The 15,466-nt window shown below is 72.4% G+C and carries 11 protein-coding genes; 6 read left to right on the top strand and 5 right to left on the bottom strand.

The features are described from left to right. Nucleotides 1-93: 93 nt before the first annotated feature. Nucleotides 94-3,609 carry a methionine synthase gene (gene metH / locus ACH5A8_RS21430; protein WP_399004207.1) on the bottom strand — a complete coding sequence of 1,172 codons (3,516 nt, stop codon included), beginning with the start codon at nucleotides 3,607-3,609 and terminating at the stop codon, nucleotides 94-96. Nucleotides 3,610-3,916: 307 nt separating this feature from the next. Between metH and ACH5A8_RS21425 the strand changes: the two genes are divergently transcribed. The 5 genes from ACH5A8_RS21425 (at nucleotide 3,917) to ACH5A8_RS21405 (ending at nucleotide 10,574) form a co-directional block, all read left to right on the top strand. Next, nucleotides 3,917-4,681, top strand: coding sequence for an IclR family transcriptional regulator (locus tag ACH5A8_RS21425; protein WP_399004205.1), 765 nt, complete (start codon nucleotides 3,917-3,919; stop codon nucleotides 4,679-4,681). Nucleotides 4,682-5,076: 395 nt separating this feature from the next. Beyond that, on the top strand, nucleotides 5,077-5,871 hold the full coding sequence (locus ACH5A8_RS21420; protein WP_399004203.1) for an MIP/aquaporin family protein: 795 nt from the start codon (nucleotides 5,077-5,079) through the stop codon (nucleotides 5,869-5,871). An 89-nt stretch (nucleotides 5,872-5,960) separates the two neighbouring features. Further along, nucleotides 5,961-7,499 (top strand): glycerol kinase GlpK, encoded by a 1,539-nt coding sequence (gene glpK, locus ACH5A8_RS21415; RefSeq protein WP_399004202.1) that lies wholly within the window; start codon nucleotides 5,961-5,963, stop codon nucleotides 7,497-7,499. Nucleotides 7,500-7,518: 19 nt separating this feature from the next. Beyond that, nucleotides 7,519-9,135: an FAD-dependent oxidoreductase gene (locus ACH5A8_RS21410; protein ID WP_399004200.1), complete on the top strand. Its 1,617-nt coding sequence runs from the start codon at nucleotides 7,519-7,521 to the stop codon at nucleotides 9,133-9,135. Between the two features lie 398 nt (nucleotides 9,136-9,533). Further along, on the top strand, nucleotides 9,534-10,574 hold the full coding sequence (locus tag ACH5A8_RS21405; RefSeq protein ID WP_399004198.1) for a PAC2 family protein: 1,041 nt from the start codon (nucleotides 9,534-9,536) through the stop codon (nucleotides 10,572-10,574). A gap of 88 nt (nucleotides 10,575-10,662) precedes the next feature. On the opposite strand, the gene mshC is transcribed toward ACH5A8_RS21405, so the two are convergent. The 4 genes from mshC to ACH5A8_RS21385 all read right to left on the bottom strand — a co-directional run bounded on the left by mshC (nucleotide 10,663) and on the right by ACH5A8_RS21385 (nucleotide 14,315). Further along, nucleotides 10,663-11,892 (bottom strand): cysteine--1-D-myo-inosityl 2-amino-2-deoxy-alpha-D-glucopyranoside ligase, encoded by a 1,230-nt coding sequence (mshC, locus tag ACH5A8_RS21400; RefSeq protein WP_399004196.1) that lies wholly within the window; start codon nucleotides 11,890-11,892, stop codon nucleotides 10,663-10,665. Between the two features lie 254 nt (nucleotides 11,893-12,146). Further along, nucleotides 12,147-12,977 carry an SCO1664 family protein gene (locus ACH5A8_RS21395; protein WP_399004195.1) on the bottom strand — a complete coding sequence of 277 codons (831 nt, stop codon included), beginning with the start codon at nucleotides 12,975-12,977 and terminating at the stop codon, nucleotides 12,147-12,149. Then, nucleotides 12,941-13,531: a DUF3090 domain-containing protein gene (locus ACH5A8_RS21390; protein ID WP_399004193.1), complete on the bottom strand. Its 591-nt coding sequence runs from the start codon at nucleotides 13,529-13,531 to the stop codon at nucleotides 12,941-12,943. Before ACH5A8_RS21390 ends, ACH5A8_RS21395 begins: the two co-directional genes overlap by 37 nt. 97 nt (nucleotides 13,532-13,628) lie before the next feature. Then, nucleotides 13,629-14,315, bottom strand: coding sequence for a histidine phosphatase family protein (locus tag ACH5A8_RS21385; RefSeq protein ID WP_399004191.1), 687 nt, complete (start codon nucleotides 14,313-14,315; stop codon nucleotides 13,629-13,631). A 61-nt stretch (nucleotides 14,316-14,376) separates the two neighbouring features. Between ACH5A8_RS21385 and corA the strand changes: the two genes are divergently transcribed. Then, complete coding sequence (gene corA / locus ACH5A8_RS21380) at nucleotides 14,377-15,378, top strand: magnesium/cobalt transporter CorA (protein ID WP_399004189.1); 1,002 nt, start codon at nucleotides 14,377-14,379, stop codon at nucleotides 15,376-15,378. Nucleotides 15,379-15,466: the final 88 nt, after the last annotated feature.

Here is a 15,466-nt window from a genome sequence, read left to right as displayed (position 1 = left end):
ACGCGGACGCCGGACGCGGGCCCCGCGGCGACGCGGGGTGTGTCCGGCCCTCCGGCGCCCTGGCGGCGGCGTCGGCTCCGCCGCCGTGGCGCCTCAGCGGGCGTTGAAGTACTTCGCCTCGGGGTGGTGGATGACGATGGCGTCGGTGGACTGCTCCGGGTGGAGCTGGAACTCCTCGGAGAGGTGGACGCCGATGCGTTCCGGCCGGAGCAGCTCGGCGATCTTCGCGCGGTCCTCCAGGTCGGGGCAGGCGCCGTAGCCGAGGGAGAAGCGGGCGCCCCGGTACTTCAGGGCGAACATGTCCTGCATGGCCTTCGGGTCCTCGCCGGAGAAGCCCAGCTCGGCGCGGACCCGCGCGTGCCAGTACTCGGCCAGGGCCTCGGCCAGCTGGACCGACAGGCCGTGCAGTTCCAGGTACTCGCGGTAGGAGTCGGAGGCGAACAGCCGGGCGGTCTCCTCGCCGATGCGCGAGCCGACGGTGACGACCTGGAAGCCGACGACGTCCGTCTCGCCCGACTCCTCCGGGCGGAAGAAGTCGGCCAGGCACAGCCGCCGGCCGCGGCGCTGGCGCGGGAAGGTGAACCGGGTGCGCTCGTTGCCCTGTTCGTCCAGGACGATCAGGTCGTCGTCCTTGGACACGCACGGGAAGTAGCCGTGGACGACGGCGGCCTCCAGCAGGTTGTCGGTCTGCAGGCGGTCCAGCAGACCGCGCAGCCGGGGCCGGCCCTCCGTCTCGACGAGCTCCTCGTAGGTCGGCCCGTCGCCGGTGCGGGCCTGCCTGAGCCCCCACTGGCCCTTGAACAGGGCGTCCTCGTCCAGCCAGGACGCGTACTCCTTGAGCTGGATGCCCTTGATCACCCGGGTGCCCCAGAACGGGGGCTCGGGGACCGGGTTGTCGGTGGCCACGTCGGAGCGGACGTGGCCCTCCTCCGGCCGCGGCTCCTCGATCTCGACGGCGGCGGCCCGCACCCGGCGCTGCCGGAGCTCGGGCAGCTTGGCGCCGGGCACGCCCCGCTTGACGCCGATCAGGGCGTCCATCAGGCGCAGGCCCTCGAAGGCGTCTCGGGCGTAGCGGACCTCGCCCTCGTAGATCTCGTGCAGGTCCTGCTCGACGTACGCCCTGGTCAGGGCGGCGCCGCCGAGGATCACCGGGTAGGCGGCGGCCAGGCCGCGCTGGTTCAGCTCCTCCAGGTTCTCCTTCATGATCACCGTGGACTTCACCAGCAGGCCGGACATGCCGATGACGTCGGCCCGGTGCTCGTCGGCGGCCTCCAGGATCGCGGAGACGGGCTGCTTGATGCCCAGGTTGACGACGTTGTAGCCGTTGTTGGACAGGATGATGTCGACGAGGTTCTTGCCGATGTCGTGCACGTCGCCGCGCACGGTGGCCAGCACGATGGTGCCCTTGCCGGCCTCGTCGGACTTCTCCATGTGCGGTTCGAGGTGGGCGACGGCGGTCTTCATGACCTCGGCGGACTGCAGGACGAACGGCAGCTGCATCTGCCCGGAGCCGAACAGCTCGCCGACGACCTTCATGCCGTCCAGCAGGGTGTCGTTGACGATGTCGAGCGCGGGCCGCTCGGTGAGCGCCTCGTCGAGGTCGGCCTCCAGGCCGTTCTTCTCGCCGTCGATGATCCGCCGCTTCAGGCGCTCGTCCAGCGGGAGAGCGGCCAGCTCCTCGGCCTTGCCCGCCTTCAGCGACTTCGCCGTGGCGCCCTCGAACAGCTGCATGAGCTTCTGCAGCGGGTCGTAGCCCTCGCGGCGGCGGTCGTGGATCAGGTCGAGGGCGGTGGTGACCTGCTCCTCGTCGAAACGGGCGATCGGCAGGATCTTGGAGGCGTGCACGATGGCCGAGTCCAGGCCTGCCTTGACGCACTCGTCCAGGAAGACGGAGTTCAGCAGGATCCGGGCGGCCGGGTTGAGGCCGAAGGAGATGTTCGACAGGCCCAGGGTGGTCTGCACCTTCGGGTGGCGCCGCTTGAGCTCGCGGATGCCCTCGATGGTGGCGAGGCCGTCCTTGCGGGACTCCTCCTGGCCGGTGCAGATGGTGAAGGTCAGACAGTCGACGAGGATGTCCTCCTCGTGGATGCCCCAGTTGCCGGTCAGGTCGTCGATCAGCCGCTCGGCGATCTCCACCTTCTTCTCGGCGGTGCGGGCCTGGCCCTCCTCGTCGATGGTCAGCGCGATCAGTGCCGCCCCGTGCTCGCGGGCCAGCGCGGTGACCTTCGCGAACCGCGACTCGGGGCCGTCGCCGTCCTCGTAGTTCACCGAGTTGATCACGGCGCGGCCGCCGAGCTTCTCCAGGCCCGCCCGGATCACCTCCACCTCGGTGGAGTCCAGGACGATCGGCAGGGTGGAGGCGGTGGCGAAGCGGCCGGCCAGCTCCGCCATGTCGGCGACGCCGTCGCGGCCGACGTAGTCGACGCACAGGTCGAGCATGTGCGCGCCCTCGCGGATCTGGTCGCGGGCCATCTCCACGCAGTCGTCCCAGCGGCCCTCCAGCATGGCCTCGCGGAACTTCTTCGACCCGTTGGCGTTGGTGCGCTCGCCGATCGCGAGGTAGGAGGTGTCCTGGCGGAAGGGCACCGTCTGGTACAGCGAGGCGGCGCCGGGCTCGGGGCGCGGGTCCCGCTGCGCCGGAGCCGTGCCGCGCACCCGCTCCACCAGCTGCCGCAGGTGTTCGGGCGTCGTGCCGCAGCAGCCGCCCACCAGGGACAGTCCGTAGTCGCGGACGAAGTTCTCCTGGGCGTCCGCCAGGCCCTCCGGGTCGAGCGGGAAGTGCGCGCCGTCCTTGGTGAGGATGGGCAGGCCGGCGTTGGGCATGCACAGCAGCGGGATGCGGGAGTGCCGGGTGAGGTAGCGCAGGTGCTCGCTCATCTCGGCCGGGCCGGTGGAGCAGTTCAGGCCGATCATGTCGACGCCGAGCGGCTCCAGGGCGGTCAGCGCCGCGCCGATCTCCGAGCCCAGCAGCATGGTGCCGGTGGTCTCGAAGGCCATCGACACCAGCAGCGGCACGTCCGTCCCGGTGGCCTCCATGGCGCGCCGGGCGCCGAGGACGGAGGCCTTGGTCTGGAGCAGGTCCTGCGTGGTCTCCACGATCAGCGCGTCGGCGCCGCCGGCCAGCAGGCCCTCCGCGTTGGCCTGGTAGCCGTCGCGGATGGTGGCGTAGCCGACGTGGCCGAGGGTGGGCAGCTTGGTGCCGGGGCCGATGGAGCCGAGCACCCAGCGGGTGCGGCCGTCCCGGGCCGCGTACTCGTCGGCCACCTCTCGGGCGATGCGCGTGCCGGCCTCGGACAGCTCGTGCACCCGCTCGGCGATCTCGTACTCGGACGCGGCGGTGTGGTTGGCGCCGAACGTGTTGGTCTCGACGCAGTCGACGCCCGCGTCGAAGTAGGCGGCGTGCACCGAGCGCACGATGTCCGGCCGGGTGACGTTCAGGATCTCGTTGCAGCCCTCGAGGTTCTCGAAGTCCTCGAGCGTGGGGTCCTGGGCCTGGAGCATGGTGCCCATCGCCCCGTCGGCGACCACCACACGGGTGGCGAGCGCCTCGCGGAGGGCGGACACACGGGTCCGGCTGTCGGCGGAAGGGGACGGCGGCAACGAGGCCATGAAGGGGCTCCCTTTGGGTGCGACGGCTGTCGGCTTTGCGGCTTCCCCGGGGTTCTCCGGGAGCTGGGCCCGGGGATTGCCGAGGAAGTGCACGCGGCAAGCCTAGCGGGGGCGGGGCCCTGACGTTCAGGGCGTCCACGGGGCGGACGAGGATGGCTCCCGCGTCACGCCGGGACGACGGATGACGTAACAGGTGTCGACCGACCATTAGCGGGGAGTCGGCATCGACCGGTAGTGTTCGACATTGCCGAACGGCGGAGGACGTGATCACCGCCGGCGGCCGAAGGGGACGGAGGGCAGGACGGCGATGGCACGGAACATCCAGTCGCTCGAACGGGCGGCCGCGATGCTGCGGCTGCTCGGGGGCGGCGAGCGGCGACTCGGCCTGTCGGACATCGCCTCGTCGCTGGGCCTCGCCAAAGGCACCGCCCACGGCATACTGCGCACCCTCCAGCAGGAGGGTTTCGTCGAGCAGGACGACGCCTCCGGGCGCTACCAGCTGGGCGCGGAACTGCTGCGCCTGGGCACCACCTATCTCGACGTGCACGAACTGCGCGCCCGCGCCCTCGTGTGGACCGACGACCTCGCGCGCGCCAGCGGGGAGAGCGTCCACCTGGGGGTGCTGCACCAGCAGGGCGTGCTGATCGTGCACCACGTCTTCCGCCCGGACGACAGCCGGCAGGTGCTGGAGATCGGGGCGATGCAGCCCCTGCACTCCACCGCCCTCGGCAAGGTCCTGTCGGCGTACGACCCGGTGGCGCACAGCGAGGCGCTGGAGGCCGACCGCAAGGCCTTCACCGACCGCACCGTGTGCGGCGTCGAGGACTTCGAGCACATCCTCGACCTCACGCGCGCGCGGGGGTACGCGGCCGACGTGGAGGAGACCTGGGAGGGCGTCGCGTCCATCGCCGCGCCCATCCACGACCGGCGGCGGATGCCGGTCGGCGCGGTCGGCATCACCGGTGCCGTGGAGCGGGTGCGCCGGGACGGCGAGCTGCGCCACGAACTGATCGCCTCGGTGCGGGACTGCGCCCGCGCGGTCTCGCGGGACCTGGGCGCCGGGCGGTTCTGAGCGCCCGTACGGCCGCCCCGCCACGGCCGTACGGCGGCTTCGTCGCCCTCGTCGCGGGGAGCCCCGCACCCACCCCCGCCGGGCGGTACCCCGTCTCTCCGGGCCGGTACGGCAGTCGCCGTACCGGCCCTTTCGCGTGTCCGGCGAGCCGGGACCGTATCGGGGCGCGGTGGCCGATCAGTAACGATCGCGCTTTCGACACCAGAACTCTTGACGCCCATGAGGCGGCGGGCGAGACTCGCGTCCATCGGTCGGCATTGTCGAACACCTTCCGGCAATACGCGTTAGAGTGTGACAACGCCAGAGGCCGGCATCGCTCTCACCCCCGAGGGCGCCAGACCCCCGGCGGGACCCGGGGTTCGGCTACCCCTGGACGAAGGACAAAGGAGTCGCGGGTGTCCAGCTCCGACATCTTCATCGGCGAGACCATCGGTACCGCCATACTCATCCTGCTCGGCGGCGGCGTCTGCGCCGCCGTCACCCTGAAGGCCTCCAAGGCCCGTAACGCCGGCTGGCTCGCCATCGCCTTCGGGTGGGGTTTCGCCGTGATGACGGCCGTCTACATCTCCAGCCCGCTCTCGGGCGCCCATCTGAACCCCGCCGTGACGGTGGCCCTGGCCATCAAGAACAACGACTGGTCCGACGTCCCGACCTATCTCGGCGGCCAGCTCCTGGGCGCCTTGATCGGCGCGACGCTGGTCTGGGTCGCCTACTACGGCCAGTTCAACGCGCACCTGACCGACAGGGAGATCGTCGGCGGTCCGGGCGCGCAGGCCACCGAGTCCAAGGCCGTCGAAGCCCAGGAGCAGGGCGCCGGCCCCGTCCTCGGCGTCTTCTCCACCGGTCCGGAGATCCGCAACGTGGTGCAGAACCTCGCCACGGAGATCATCGGCACGGTCGTGCTGATCCTCGCGGTCCTCACCCAGGGCCTGAACGCCGACGGGAACGGCCTGGGCGCCCTCGGCGGCCTGATCACCGCGCTCGTGGTGGTCTCGATCGGCCTGTCCCTCGGCGGTCCCACGGGCTACGCCATCAACCCGGCCCGTGACCTCGGCCCCCGCATCGTGCACGCCCTGCTGCCGCTGCCCAACAAGGGCGGCTCCGACTGGGGCTACGCCTGGATCCCGGTGGTCGGCCCGCTGATCGGCGGCGCCATCGGCGCGGGCATCTACAACGTCGCGTTCGCCTGACGAGCACGGTGTCCGCCGCCTCGGCGCGGCGGACACCGGCCCCCGCCGTACCCACAGCCCCACAGCCACACGGACCTCAGGAGCACACAGTGACCGACGCCCACACCGCCGGCCCGTTCATCGCCGCGATCGACCAGGGCACCACCTCCAGCCGCTGCATCGTCTTCGACCGGGACGGCCGGATCGTCTCCGTCGACCAGAAGGAGCACGAGCAGATCTTCCCCAAGCCGGGCTGGGTCGAGCACGACGCCACGGAGATCTGGACCAACGTCCAGGAGGTCGTCGCCGGCGCGGTCGAGAAGGCCGGCATCACCCGCGACGACATCAAGGCCATCGGCATCACCAACCAGCGCGAGACCACCGTGCTGTGGGACAGGAACACCGGTGAGCCCGTCCACAACGCCATCGTCTGGCAGGACACCCGCACCGACTCCCTCTGCCGGGAGCTGGGCCGCAACGTCGGCCAGGACCGCTTCCGCCGCGAGACCGGCCTGCCGCTGGCCTCCTACTTCGCCGGTCCCAAGGCCCGCTGGCTGCTCGACAACGTCGAGGGCCTGCGTGAGCGCGCCGAGGCGGGCGACATCCTCTTCGGCACCATGGACACCTGGGTCATCTGGAACCTGACCGGCGGTGTCGACGGCGGCGAGCACGTCACCGACGTCACCAACGCCTCCCGCACCATGCTGATGAACCTGCACACCATGGAGTGGGACGAGCGGATCGCCGAGTCGATCGGCGTGCCGACGCGGATCCTGCCCGAGATCCGCTCCTCCGCCGAGGTCTACGGCGAGATCAGGGGCGGCCGCCTCGGCGACCTGCTCGGCGGCATCCCGGTCGCCTCCGCGCTCGGCGACCAGCAGGCGGCCCTGTTCGGCCAGACCTGTTTCTCCGAGGGCGAGACCAAGTCGACGTACGGCACCGGCACCTTCATGGTGATGAACACCGGCGACAAGATCATCAACTCCTACAGCGGGCTGCTGACCACGGTCGGCTACCAGATCGGCGACCAGAAGCCGGTCTACGCGCTGGAGGGCTCGATCGCCGTCACCGGCTCGCTGGTGCAGTGGATGCGCGACCAGATGGGCCTGATCTCCACCGCCGCCGAGATCGAGACGCTCGCGCTGTCGGTCGAGGACAACGGCGGCGCCTACTTCGTGCCGGCCTTCTCCGGCCTGTTCGCCCCCTACTGGCGCTCCGACGCCCGCGGTGTGATCGCCGGCCTGACCCGGTACGTCACCAAGGCGCACCTCGCGCGCGCCGTCCTGGAGGCCACCGCCTGGCAGACGCGGGAGATCGCCGACGCCATGACCAAGGACTCCGGCGTCGAGCTGACGGCGCTGAAGGTCGACGGCGGCATGACCTCCAACAACCTGCTGATGCAGACGCTCTCGGACTTCCTGGACGCCCCCGTGGTGCGCCCGATGGTCGCCGAGACCACCTGCCTCGGCGCGGCCTACGCCGCCGGCCTCGCCGTCGGCTTCTGGGCCTCCACCGACGACCTGCGCCAGAACTGGCGCCGGGCCGCCGAATGGACCCCCCGCATGGACGCGGACACCCGCGACCGTGAGTACAAGAACTGGCTCAAGGCCGTCGAGCGGACCATGGGCTGGATCGCCGAAGAAAGCTGACGAGGAGTAAGTAACCGCAATGACCAGTCAGTCCACCCTGCAGTCCGTGCCTGCCCTGGGGACGCGCCCGGCCTCCGGCTCCAACCCGAGCCGCGCCGAGACCCGGGAGCAGCTCTCCAAGGCGACGTACGACCTCCTCGTGATCGGCGGCGGCATCCTGGGCATCTCCACCGCCTGGCACGCCGCGCAGTCCGGCCTCAGGGTGGCCCTGGTCGACGCCGGTGACTTCGCCGGCGCCACCTCCTCCGCCTCCTCCAAGCTCCTCCACGGCGGTCTGCGCTACCTGCAGACCGGCGCGGTGAAGCTGGTCGCGGAGAACCACTTCGAGCGCCGTGCGGTCTCCCGCCAGGTGGCCCCCCACCTGGCGAACCCGCTCACCTTCTACCTCCCCGTGTACAAGGGCGGTCCGCACGGCGCGGCCAAGCTCGGGGCGGGCGTGTTCGCCTACTCCGCGCTGTCCGCGTTCGGCGACGGCGTCGGCCACCTGCTCTCCCCCGCCAAGGCGGCGCAGGACGTGCCGGAGCTGCGCACCGAGAACCTGCGGGCCGTGGCCGTCTACGGCGACGACCAGATGAACGACGCGCGCATGGCGCTGATGACGGTCCGCGCGGCCGTCGAGGCGGGCGCGGTCGTCCTCAACCACGCCGAGGTGACCGGACTCCGGTTCACCAGGGGCCGGGTGACGGGCGCCGAGCTCAAGGACCGGCTCTCCGGCGACGAGTTCGGCGTGAACGCGCGTCTGGTGCTGAACGCCACCGGCCCGTGGGTCGACCACCTGCGCCGGCTGGAGGACCCGAACGCCGCGCCGTCCATCCGCCTGTCCAAGGGCGCGCACCTGGTCCTGAAGCGGACCTCGCCGTGGAAGGCCGCGCTGGCCACCCCGATCGACAAGTACCGCATCACCTTCGCCCTCCCCTGGGAGGACATGCTGCTGCTCGGCACCACCGACGAGGAGTACGAGGGCGACCCGGCGGACGTGGCCGTCGACGACAAGGACATCGCCCAGATACTCGACGAGGCCGCGTTCTCCGTGCGCGACCAGCAGCTCGACCGGAGCCTGATCACCTACGCCTTCGCGGGCCTGCGCGTGCTGCCGGGCGGCCCCGGCGACACCGCCAAGGCCAAGCGCGAGACGGTGGTGACCGAGGGCAAGGGCGGGATGCTGTCCGTGGCGGGCGGCAAGTGGACCACCTTCCGGCACATCGGCCGCACCGTGATGAAGAAGCTGGAGGAGCTGCCCGGCCACCCGCTGGGCGACGACTTCGAGCCGATCTCGACGCTGCCGAAGAAGCTGCCGCTGCCGGGCATCGCCAACCCGCGCGCGGTCGCCCACCGGCTGCTGGTGGACCGTCCGGCGCCCGGCCCGCGGATGGCCGCCGACACCGCCAGGCACCTGGCCACGCACTACGGGTCGCTCGCCTTCGACATCGCCCGGCTGGCGAACGAGAACCCGGAGCTGGGCGAGCGGGTCCACCCCGACGCCCCGGAGATCTGGGCGCAGGTCGTGTGGGCCCGGGACCACGAGTGGGCCGAGACGGCCGACGACGTGCTGCGCCGCCGTACGACGCTGACGATCCGCGGTCTGGCCACGGACGAGGTGCGGACGAAGGTGCGGGACCTGCTCGACGGGAAGTGACCGCCGAGCGGCGCCGGAGGACCGGCTCCCCCCGCACGGGGAGCCGGTCCTCCGGCATGCCCGTGCGCGTCCGCACCGGTCCGCGGCCGCGCGGCCGCCGCCCGGGGCAGGGGGCCCCGGATCTCGCGCAACGCGCGCCGCCCGGCCGCAACCGGCCGGGCGGGAGGGCCGCTCGGCCGTGCTCGGCCGGACGTGCCCGGCGCGGTGACGCCAGGTCAGGCGGCACAGGTACGGACCGCCGGCGGCCGTGGTGTCCGGGATCGGCGATCATGGGGTGTTCGAGGGGCCCGCACGGGTAGTGATGCGTTCACTCCCCCGTGCACGGGGGCTGCGGGCGCTCCCGCCGAACGCCGTAAGGTTGGTGGGTCAGGCGAGAGCACGTCGGAAGGAGGCGCTGGGTGATCGAGCTCGAGGGGGTTCCCGAGCTGATCGACCCGGTCATGGTGGCCGCGTTCGAGGGCTGGAACGATGCCGGCGACGCCGCTTCGACCGCGGTCGCGCATCTGGAGCGGGAGTGGAAGGGCGAGGTGTTCGCGGCGCTGGACGCCGAGGACTACTACGACTTCCAGGTGAACCGCCCCACGGTGTTCATGGACGGCGGCGTGCGCAAGATCACCTGGCCGACGACCAGACTCTCGGTGGTGCGGGTCGGCGGCGAGAAGCCGCGCGACCTGGTGCTGGTCCGCGGGATCGAACCGTCCATGCGCTGGCGCTCGTTCTGCAACGAGCTGCTGGGCTTCGCGCACGAGTTGGGCGTGGAACTGGTGGTGGTCCTGGGCGCCCTGCTCGGCGACACCCCGCACACCCGCCCGGTCCCGATCAGCGGGACCACCTCGGACGCGGACCTGGCCCGCCGGATGGACCTGGAGGAGACCAAGTACGAGGGTCCCACGGGCATCGTGGGCGTCCTCCAGGAGGCGTGCACGCACGCCGGCGTCCCGGCGGTCTCGCTGTGGGCGGCGGTGCCGCACTACGTGTCGCAGCCGCCCAACCCGAAGGCCACGCTGGCCCTCCTCAACCGGCTGGAGGACCTGCTCGACCTGCGGATACCGCTGGGCGAGCTGCCGGAGGACGCCCGCGCCTGGCAGGTGGGGGTGGACCAGCTGGCCGCCGAGGACAGCGAGGTCGCCGAGTACGTGCAGACGCTGGAGGAGGCCCGCGACACCGCCGAGCTGCCGGAGGCGTCGGGCGAGGCGATCGCCCGCGAGTTCGAGCGGTACCTGCGGCGCCGGGACGGCGGCGGCCCCGCCTCGGGCGGTCACGCCACCGCGGAGGGCGGCGACGCGGGTTCGTACCTGCGGGACGGCCCCGGCGGCCGCACCCGGCCGCCCATGCCCCCGAAACCGGAGACGGAGCAGCGTCCGGAGACGGAGCAGCGTCCGGAAGCGGATCCGCGGCCGGAGAGCGGCCCGGACGACGAGGACTCCCCGGGGGAGTGAACCGGACGATCGAGGGGCGGTGCGCCGGTGGCGCACCGCCCCTCCTCGTCGTGTGACGGCCCGCCGCGTCAGCGGGTCCCGGGCGGGGTCAGAGCGCCACGCCCAGCAGGGCGTCCACGGCGCGCGAGACCAGGCCGGGAGCGCCCGTGTCGGTGCCGCCCCGCTCCTCCTGGAGCGCCGCCCAGCGGTCGACCGCGGCGAGCGCGGCCGGGGCGTCCAGGTCCTCGGCGAGGGCGTCGCGGATCTCCTCGACCAGCTTGTCGGCGGCCGGGCCGTCCGGCCGCGAGACCGCCGCGCGCCAGCGGTCCAGGCGCGCCACGGCGTCCTGGAGCACCTGGTCGGTCCACTCCCAGTCGGAGCGGTAGTGGTGGGCGAGCAGGGAGAGCCGGATGGCCGCCGGGTCGACGCCGTCGCGCCGCAGGCGCGAGACGAACACCAGGTTGCCCTTGGACTTGGACATCTTCTCGCCGTCGAGGGCGACCATGCCGGCGTGGACGTACGCCTTGGCCATGGGGAACTCGCCTGTGAGGACCTGGGCGTGCGAGGCGCCCATCTCGTGGTGCGGGAAGGCGAGGTCGGAGCCGCCGCCCTGGACGTCGAAGCCCATCCCGAGGTGGTCGAGGGCGATGGCCACGCACTCGATGTGCCAGCCGGGCCGGCCCCGGCCGAGCGAGCCGCCGTCCCAGCTGGGCTCGCCCTCACGGGCGGCCATCCACAGCATCGGGTCGAGCGGGTTCTTCTTGCCCGGGCGGTCGGGGTCGCCGCCGCGTTCGGCGGACAGCAGGCGCATCGCGGCGGCGTCGAGGCCGGAGACCGCGCCGAAGTGCGGGTCGGACTCGACGGAGAAGTACACGTCCCCCTCGAGCTCGTAGGCCGCGCCCAGGTCCCGCAGCCGCTCGACCAGCGGGACGATGCCGGGTATCGCCTCCACGGCGCCTATGTAGTGCCGCGGCGGCAGCATCCGCAGGGCGGTCATGTCCTCGCGGAACAGGGCCGTCTCCTGCTCGGCCAGCTTCACCCAGTCCACGTCGTCGCGCTGCGCCCGCTCCAGCAGCGGGTCGTCGACGTCGGTCACGTTCTGGACGTAGTGGACCTGCCGCTTGGTGTCGAGCCACACGCGCTGAACGAGGTCGAACGCGTTGTAGGTCGCCGCGTGACCCATGTGGGTCGCGTCGTACGGCGTGATGCCGCAGACGTAGATGCGGGCGACGGGGCCGGGGGTCAGGGTGACCGGCCCCCCGGTCGCGGTGTCGTGGATCCTCAGGTCGCGACCCTGACCAGGCAGGGCGGGGACCTCGGAAGCGGGCCAGGCATGCATGTCATGAGCGTAACCGGACCGCGGTCCCGTCCACGAACCGGACCGGGTCAGTCGGCCGGATAGGCGCTCTTGCCGTTTTCCCGCGAGTGTGCAGCCCTCACCCGGCGGGCCCGCCGACGCACCCCGGGCCCGCTCCCGCGGGACGGGGGCGGGCTCGCGGGGCCGGGGGCGGGCTCGCGAGGCGGGGGGGCGGGCTCGCGGGGCCGGGGGCGGGCTCGCGAGGCGGGGGGGCGGGCTCGTGGGGCGGGCCGCCGCTACACCGGCGGCCAGGGGATCGCCGGCCACTCGCCGCCGGGCTCCGGGTGGACGCCGGAGGCGAGCAGTGCCTCCACCCGCGCGCGCGTGGCGTCCGTCTCGGCCGGGGTGATCAGGCCGGCCAGACGCGCGGCGAGGGCGCCGCCCTCGGCCAGGGCGTCCCGCAGGCCCTTGAGGACGCCGACCGCCTCCGCGGGCAGCGGCTCGCCCGCCCAGCCCCACAGCAGCGTGCGCAGCTTGTCCTCGACGTTGAAGGTGACGCCGTGGTCGATGCCGTAGAGCCGTCCGTCGGCCGTGGGCAGCAGGTGGCCGCCCTTGCGGTCGGCGTTGTTGAGCACCGCGTCCAGCACGGCGAGGCGGCGCAGCCGTTCGTCGTCGGCGTGCACGAGCAGCGCGGTGCGGCCCTCGTCGACCTCGGCGAAGCCGATGGCCTTCCAGCCGGGTCCGGGCTCCTCGGCGTCGACGAGCGCGAGCAGCTCGGCCTCCGGGCTCGCGTCGATCCACAGCTGGACCATGCCCTCGCCGTAGGGGCCCTCGCGCAGCACGGTGGGCGGCACCAGGTGCCAGCCGGTCGCCTCGGAGACCTCGTAGGCGGCCACCTCGCGCCCGGCGAGGGTGCCGTCGGGGAAGTCCCACAGCGGGCGCTCCCCGGCGACCGGCTTGTAGACGCAGGACGCCTCCCGGCCGTCGTGCGCGACCGTGCAGAACAGCGCCGCGTTGGAGGCCTCGCGGATGCGTCCGCGCACGGTGAGCTCACCGTGCGCGAGCAGCTCTGCGGCCGCCGAGTCGGGCGTCACGCCCCGCGGCGGTATCCGTTCTGGCGCGGACATACGTGTCCTTCCGGGTCCAGGGGCAGGCTGCACAGCGGGCACGGCGGCCGCCCGGCGTTGACGACGTCGAGGGCGCGCTTGGCGAAGGCCCGCGCCTGGGTGCCGGTGAGCCGGACCCGCAGCATCGGGGGCCCGTTCTCCTCGTCCTGGAGCAGCCGCTCCTCGGCCTCGGCGAGGTCCTCCTCGGTGTCGGCGTCGAGCTCGACGAGGGCCTGCGCCTCGACGATCATGCGCTGCTCCTCGCCGTCCCAGGCGAGCGCCATGGTGCCGACCCGGAACTCCTCCTCGACGGGGGACTCCAGCGGGGCGGTGTCGGCGATCTCGGCGGGGGCCATGGCGGGCACGGGGGCGTTGCCGCCGCTGCGCCGCACCACTTCGTCGAGCAGTTCGTCCATGCGCTCGGCGAGTGCGGCGACCTGCGTCTTCTCCAGGGCCACGCTGGTCACCCGGGGGCCCGCGGTGGCCTGGAGGAAGAACGTACGGCGCCCGGGCAGTCCGACCGTACCGGCCACGAAGCGGTCCGGGGGGTCGTAGAGGAACACCTGACGGGACACGTCCTGTCTCCATGGGATTCGGGGGAACGTCTGGATGGGCGAAGGGGGTGGGGCCGCGTCGTCGACGGCGACCGCTTCACCCTACTGCGGCCGACGATCACGGCGCGCCCGCGCCGCCGCCGACCGGTGCGTCGCCGTCCGCGGACTCCTCGCGGGGCGCCAGGGAGGCGAAGTCGCCGGTGTCGCCCAGCCGCACGAGGAAGGGCCGCAGCCGGGTGTAGCGGATCGCGGTGACGGAGCAGGGTTCGACGGAGATCCGCTGGAAGAGGTCGAGGTGGAGGCCGAGCGCGTCCGCGACGAGGGACTTGATGATGTCGCCGTGCGAGCACATGAGGTAGACCGCGTCGGGTCCGTGGTCGCGTTCGACGCGGGCGTTCCACTCGCGCACCGCCTCGGCGGCGCGGTGCTGCATGGCGCGCATGGACTCGCCGCCGGGGAACGCCGCCGCCGTGGGGTGCGCCTGCACCACCTCCATCAGCGGTTCGTCCTTCAGTTCGGCGAGCTTGCGGCCGGACCAGTCGCCGTAGTGGCACTCCCCGATCCGTTCGTCGGCGTGCGCGCTCAGGTGGGGACGGGCGTCCAGGAGTGGCTGTACGGTCTCCTGGCAGCGCCGCAGGGGGCTGGTGACGACCTCGGCGATCGGCAGTCCGTCGAGCCGGCCGGGCAGTGCGGCGGCCTGTGCGGCGCCGCGCTCGTCGAGGGCGACGCCGGGCGTCCAGCCGGCGAGCAGTCCCTCGGTGTTGGCGGTGGAACGTCCGTGCCTGACGAGGATCAACGTGGGCATGCGGCCAGGGTAGGCGTACGGGCGACTCGGACGTCGGCCGGGTGAAGGGAGGACACGCTCAGTGATCGTGGACTGTGGCATCTACCGCGACGGCCACCGCAGGGAGGGACCGGAGGACTTCTCCGACGCCCTGGCCGAGGCGCGGGCGGCCGGCGGGTTCGTGTGGGTCGGCCTGCACGAGCCGAGCGAGAAGGAGTTCGCGCTGGTCAGCGAGGAGTTCGCGCTGCACGCGCTGGCGGTGGAGGATGCCCTCAAGGCCCACCAGCGGCCCAAGCTGGAGGTCTACGACGACTCCTTGTTCGTGGTCCTGAAACCGGTGGTGTACGAGCCGCACAGCGACGCCGTCTCGACCGGCGAGATCATGATCTTCCTGGGCGACTCGTTCGTGGTGACGGTCCGGCACGGCGAGGGTGACGGGCTGGCCGCCGTGCGGCACCGCCTGGAGCAGGAGCCGGAGATGCTGGGCAAGGGCCCGACCGCCGTGCTGTACGCGATCGCGGACACGGTCGTCGACCACTACCTGGATGTGGCGACCGAACTCCAGACCGACCTGGAGGAGCTGGAGGCCGAGGTCTTCTCCCCGGAGCGCGGCGGCTCGCGCAACACCGCCTCGCGGATCTACAACTTCAAGCGCCAGATCACCGAGTTCCGGCGCGCCACGGGCCCGCTGGCGCTGCCGATGTCCCGCCTCGGCGGCACCGGGCAGAGCGCCTTCGCCACGGCCGTGCCCTTCGTGGACGACGCCGCGCGGCCCTTCTTCCGGGACGTCAGCGACCACCTGACCCGCGTCAACGAGTCCGTGGAGAGCCTGGACCGGCTGGTGTCGGACATCCTGTCGGCCCATCTGGCGCAGACCGGAGTCCAGCAGAACGACGACATGCGGAAGATCTCCGCATGGGCGGCCATGGCCGCGATACCGACGATGATCGCCGGTATCTACGGGATGAACTTCGAGCACATGCCCGAGCTGCACTGGGTGTGGGCGTATCCGGCGGTGATCGGCCTGATGGCCGTGCTGGAGGTGCTGCTGTACCGGCTGTTCAAGCGGCGGGGGTGGCTGTAGCGGCCGGTGCGCGCCCGGGGTCCGGCCGCAGAGGTCGAGCCAAGTGCGGGGGCGGGGCGCCGCGGCAGGTGCGGGGGCCGGCTGGGCG

The sequence above is a fragment of the Streptomyces sp. NPDC018610 genome, from assembly GCF_044391765.1.
Classification (GTDB): Bacteria; Actinomycetota; Actinomycetes; order Streptomycetales; family Streptomycetaceae; genus Streptomyces.
The sequence above is the reverse complement of the archived record's forward strand: the minus strand, read 5'-3'. Positions and strand labels throughout refer to the sequence as shown.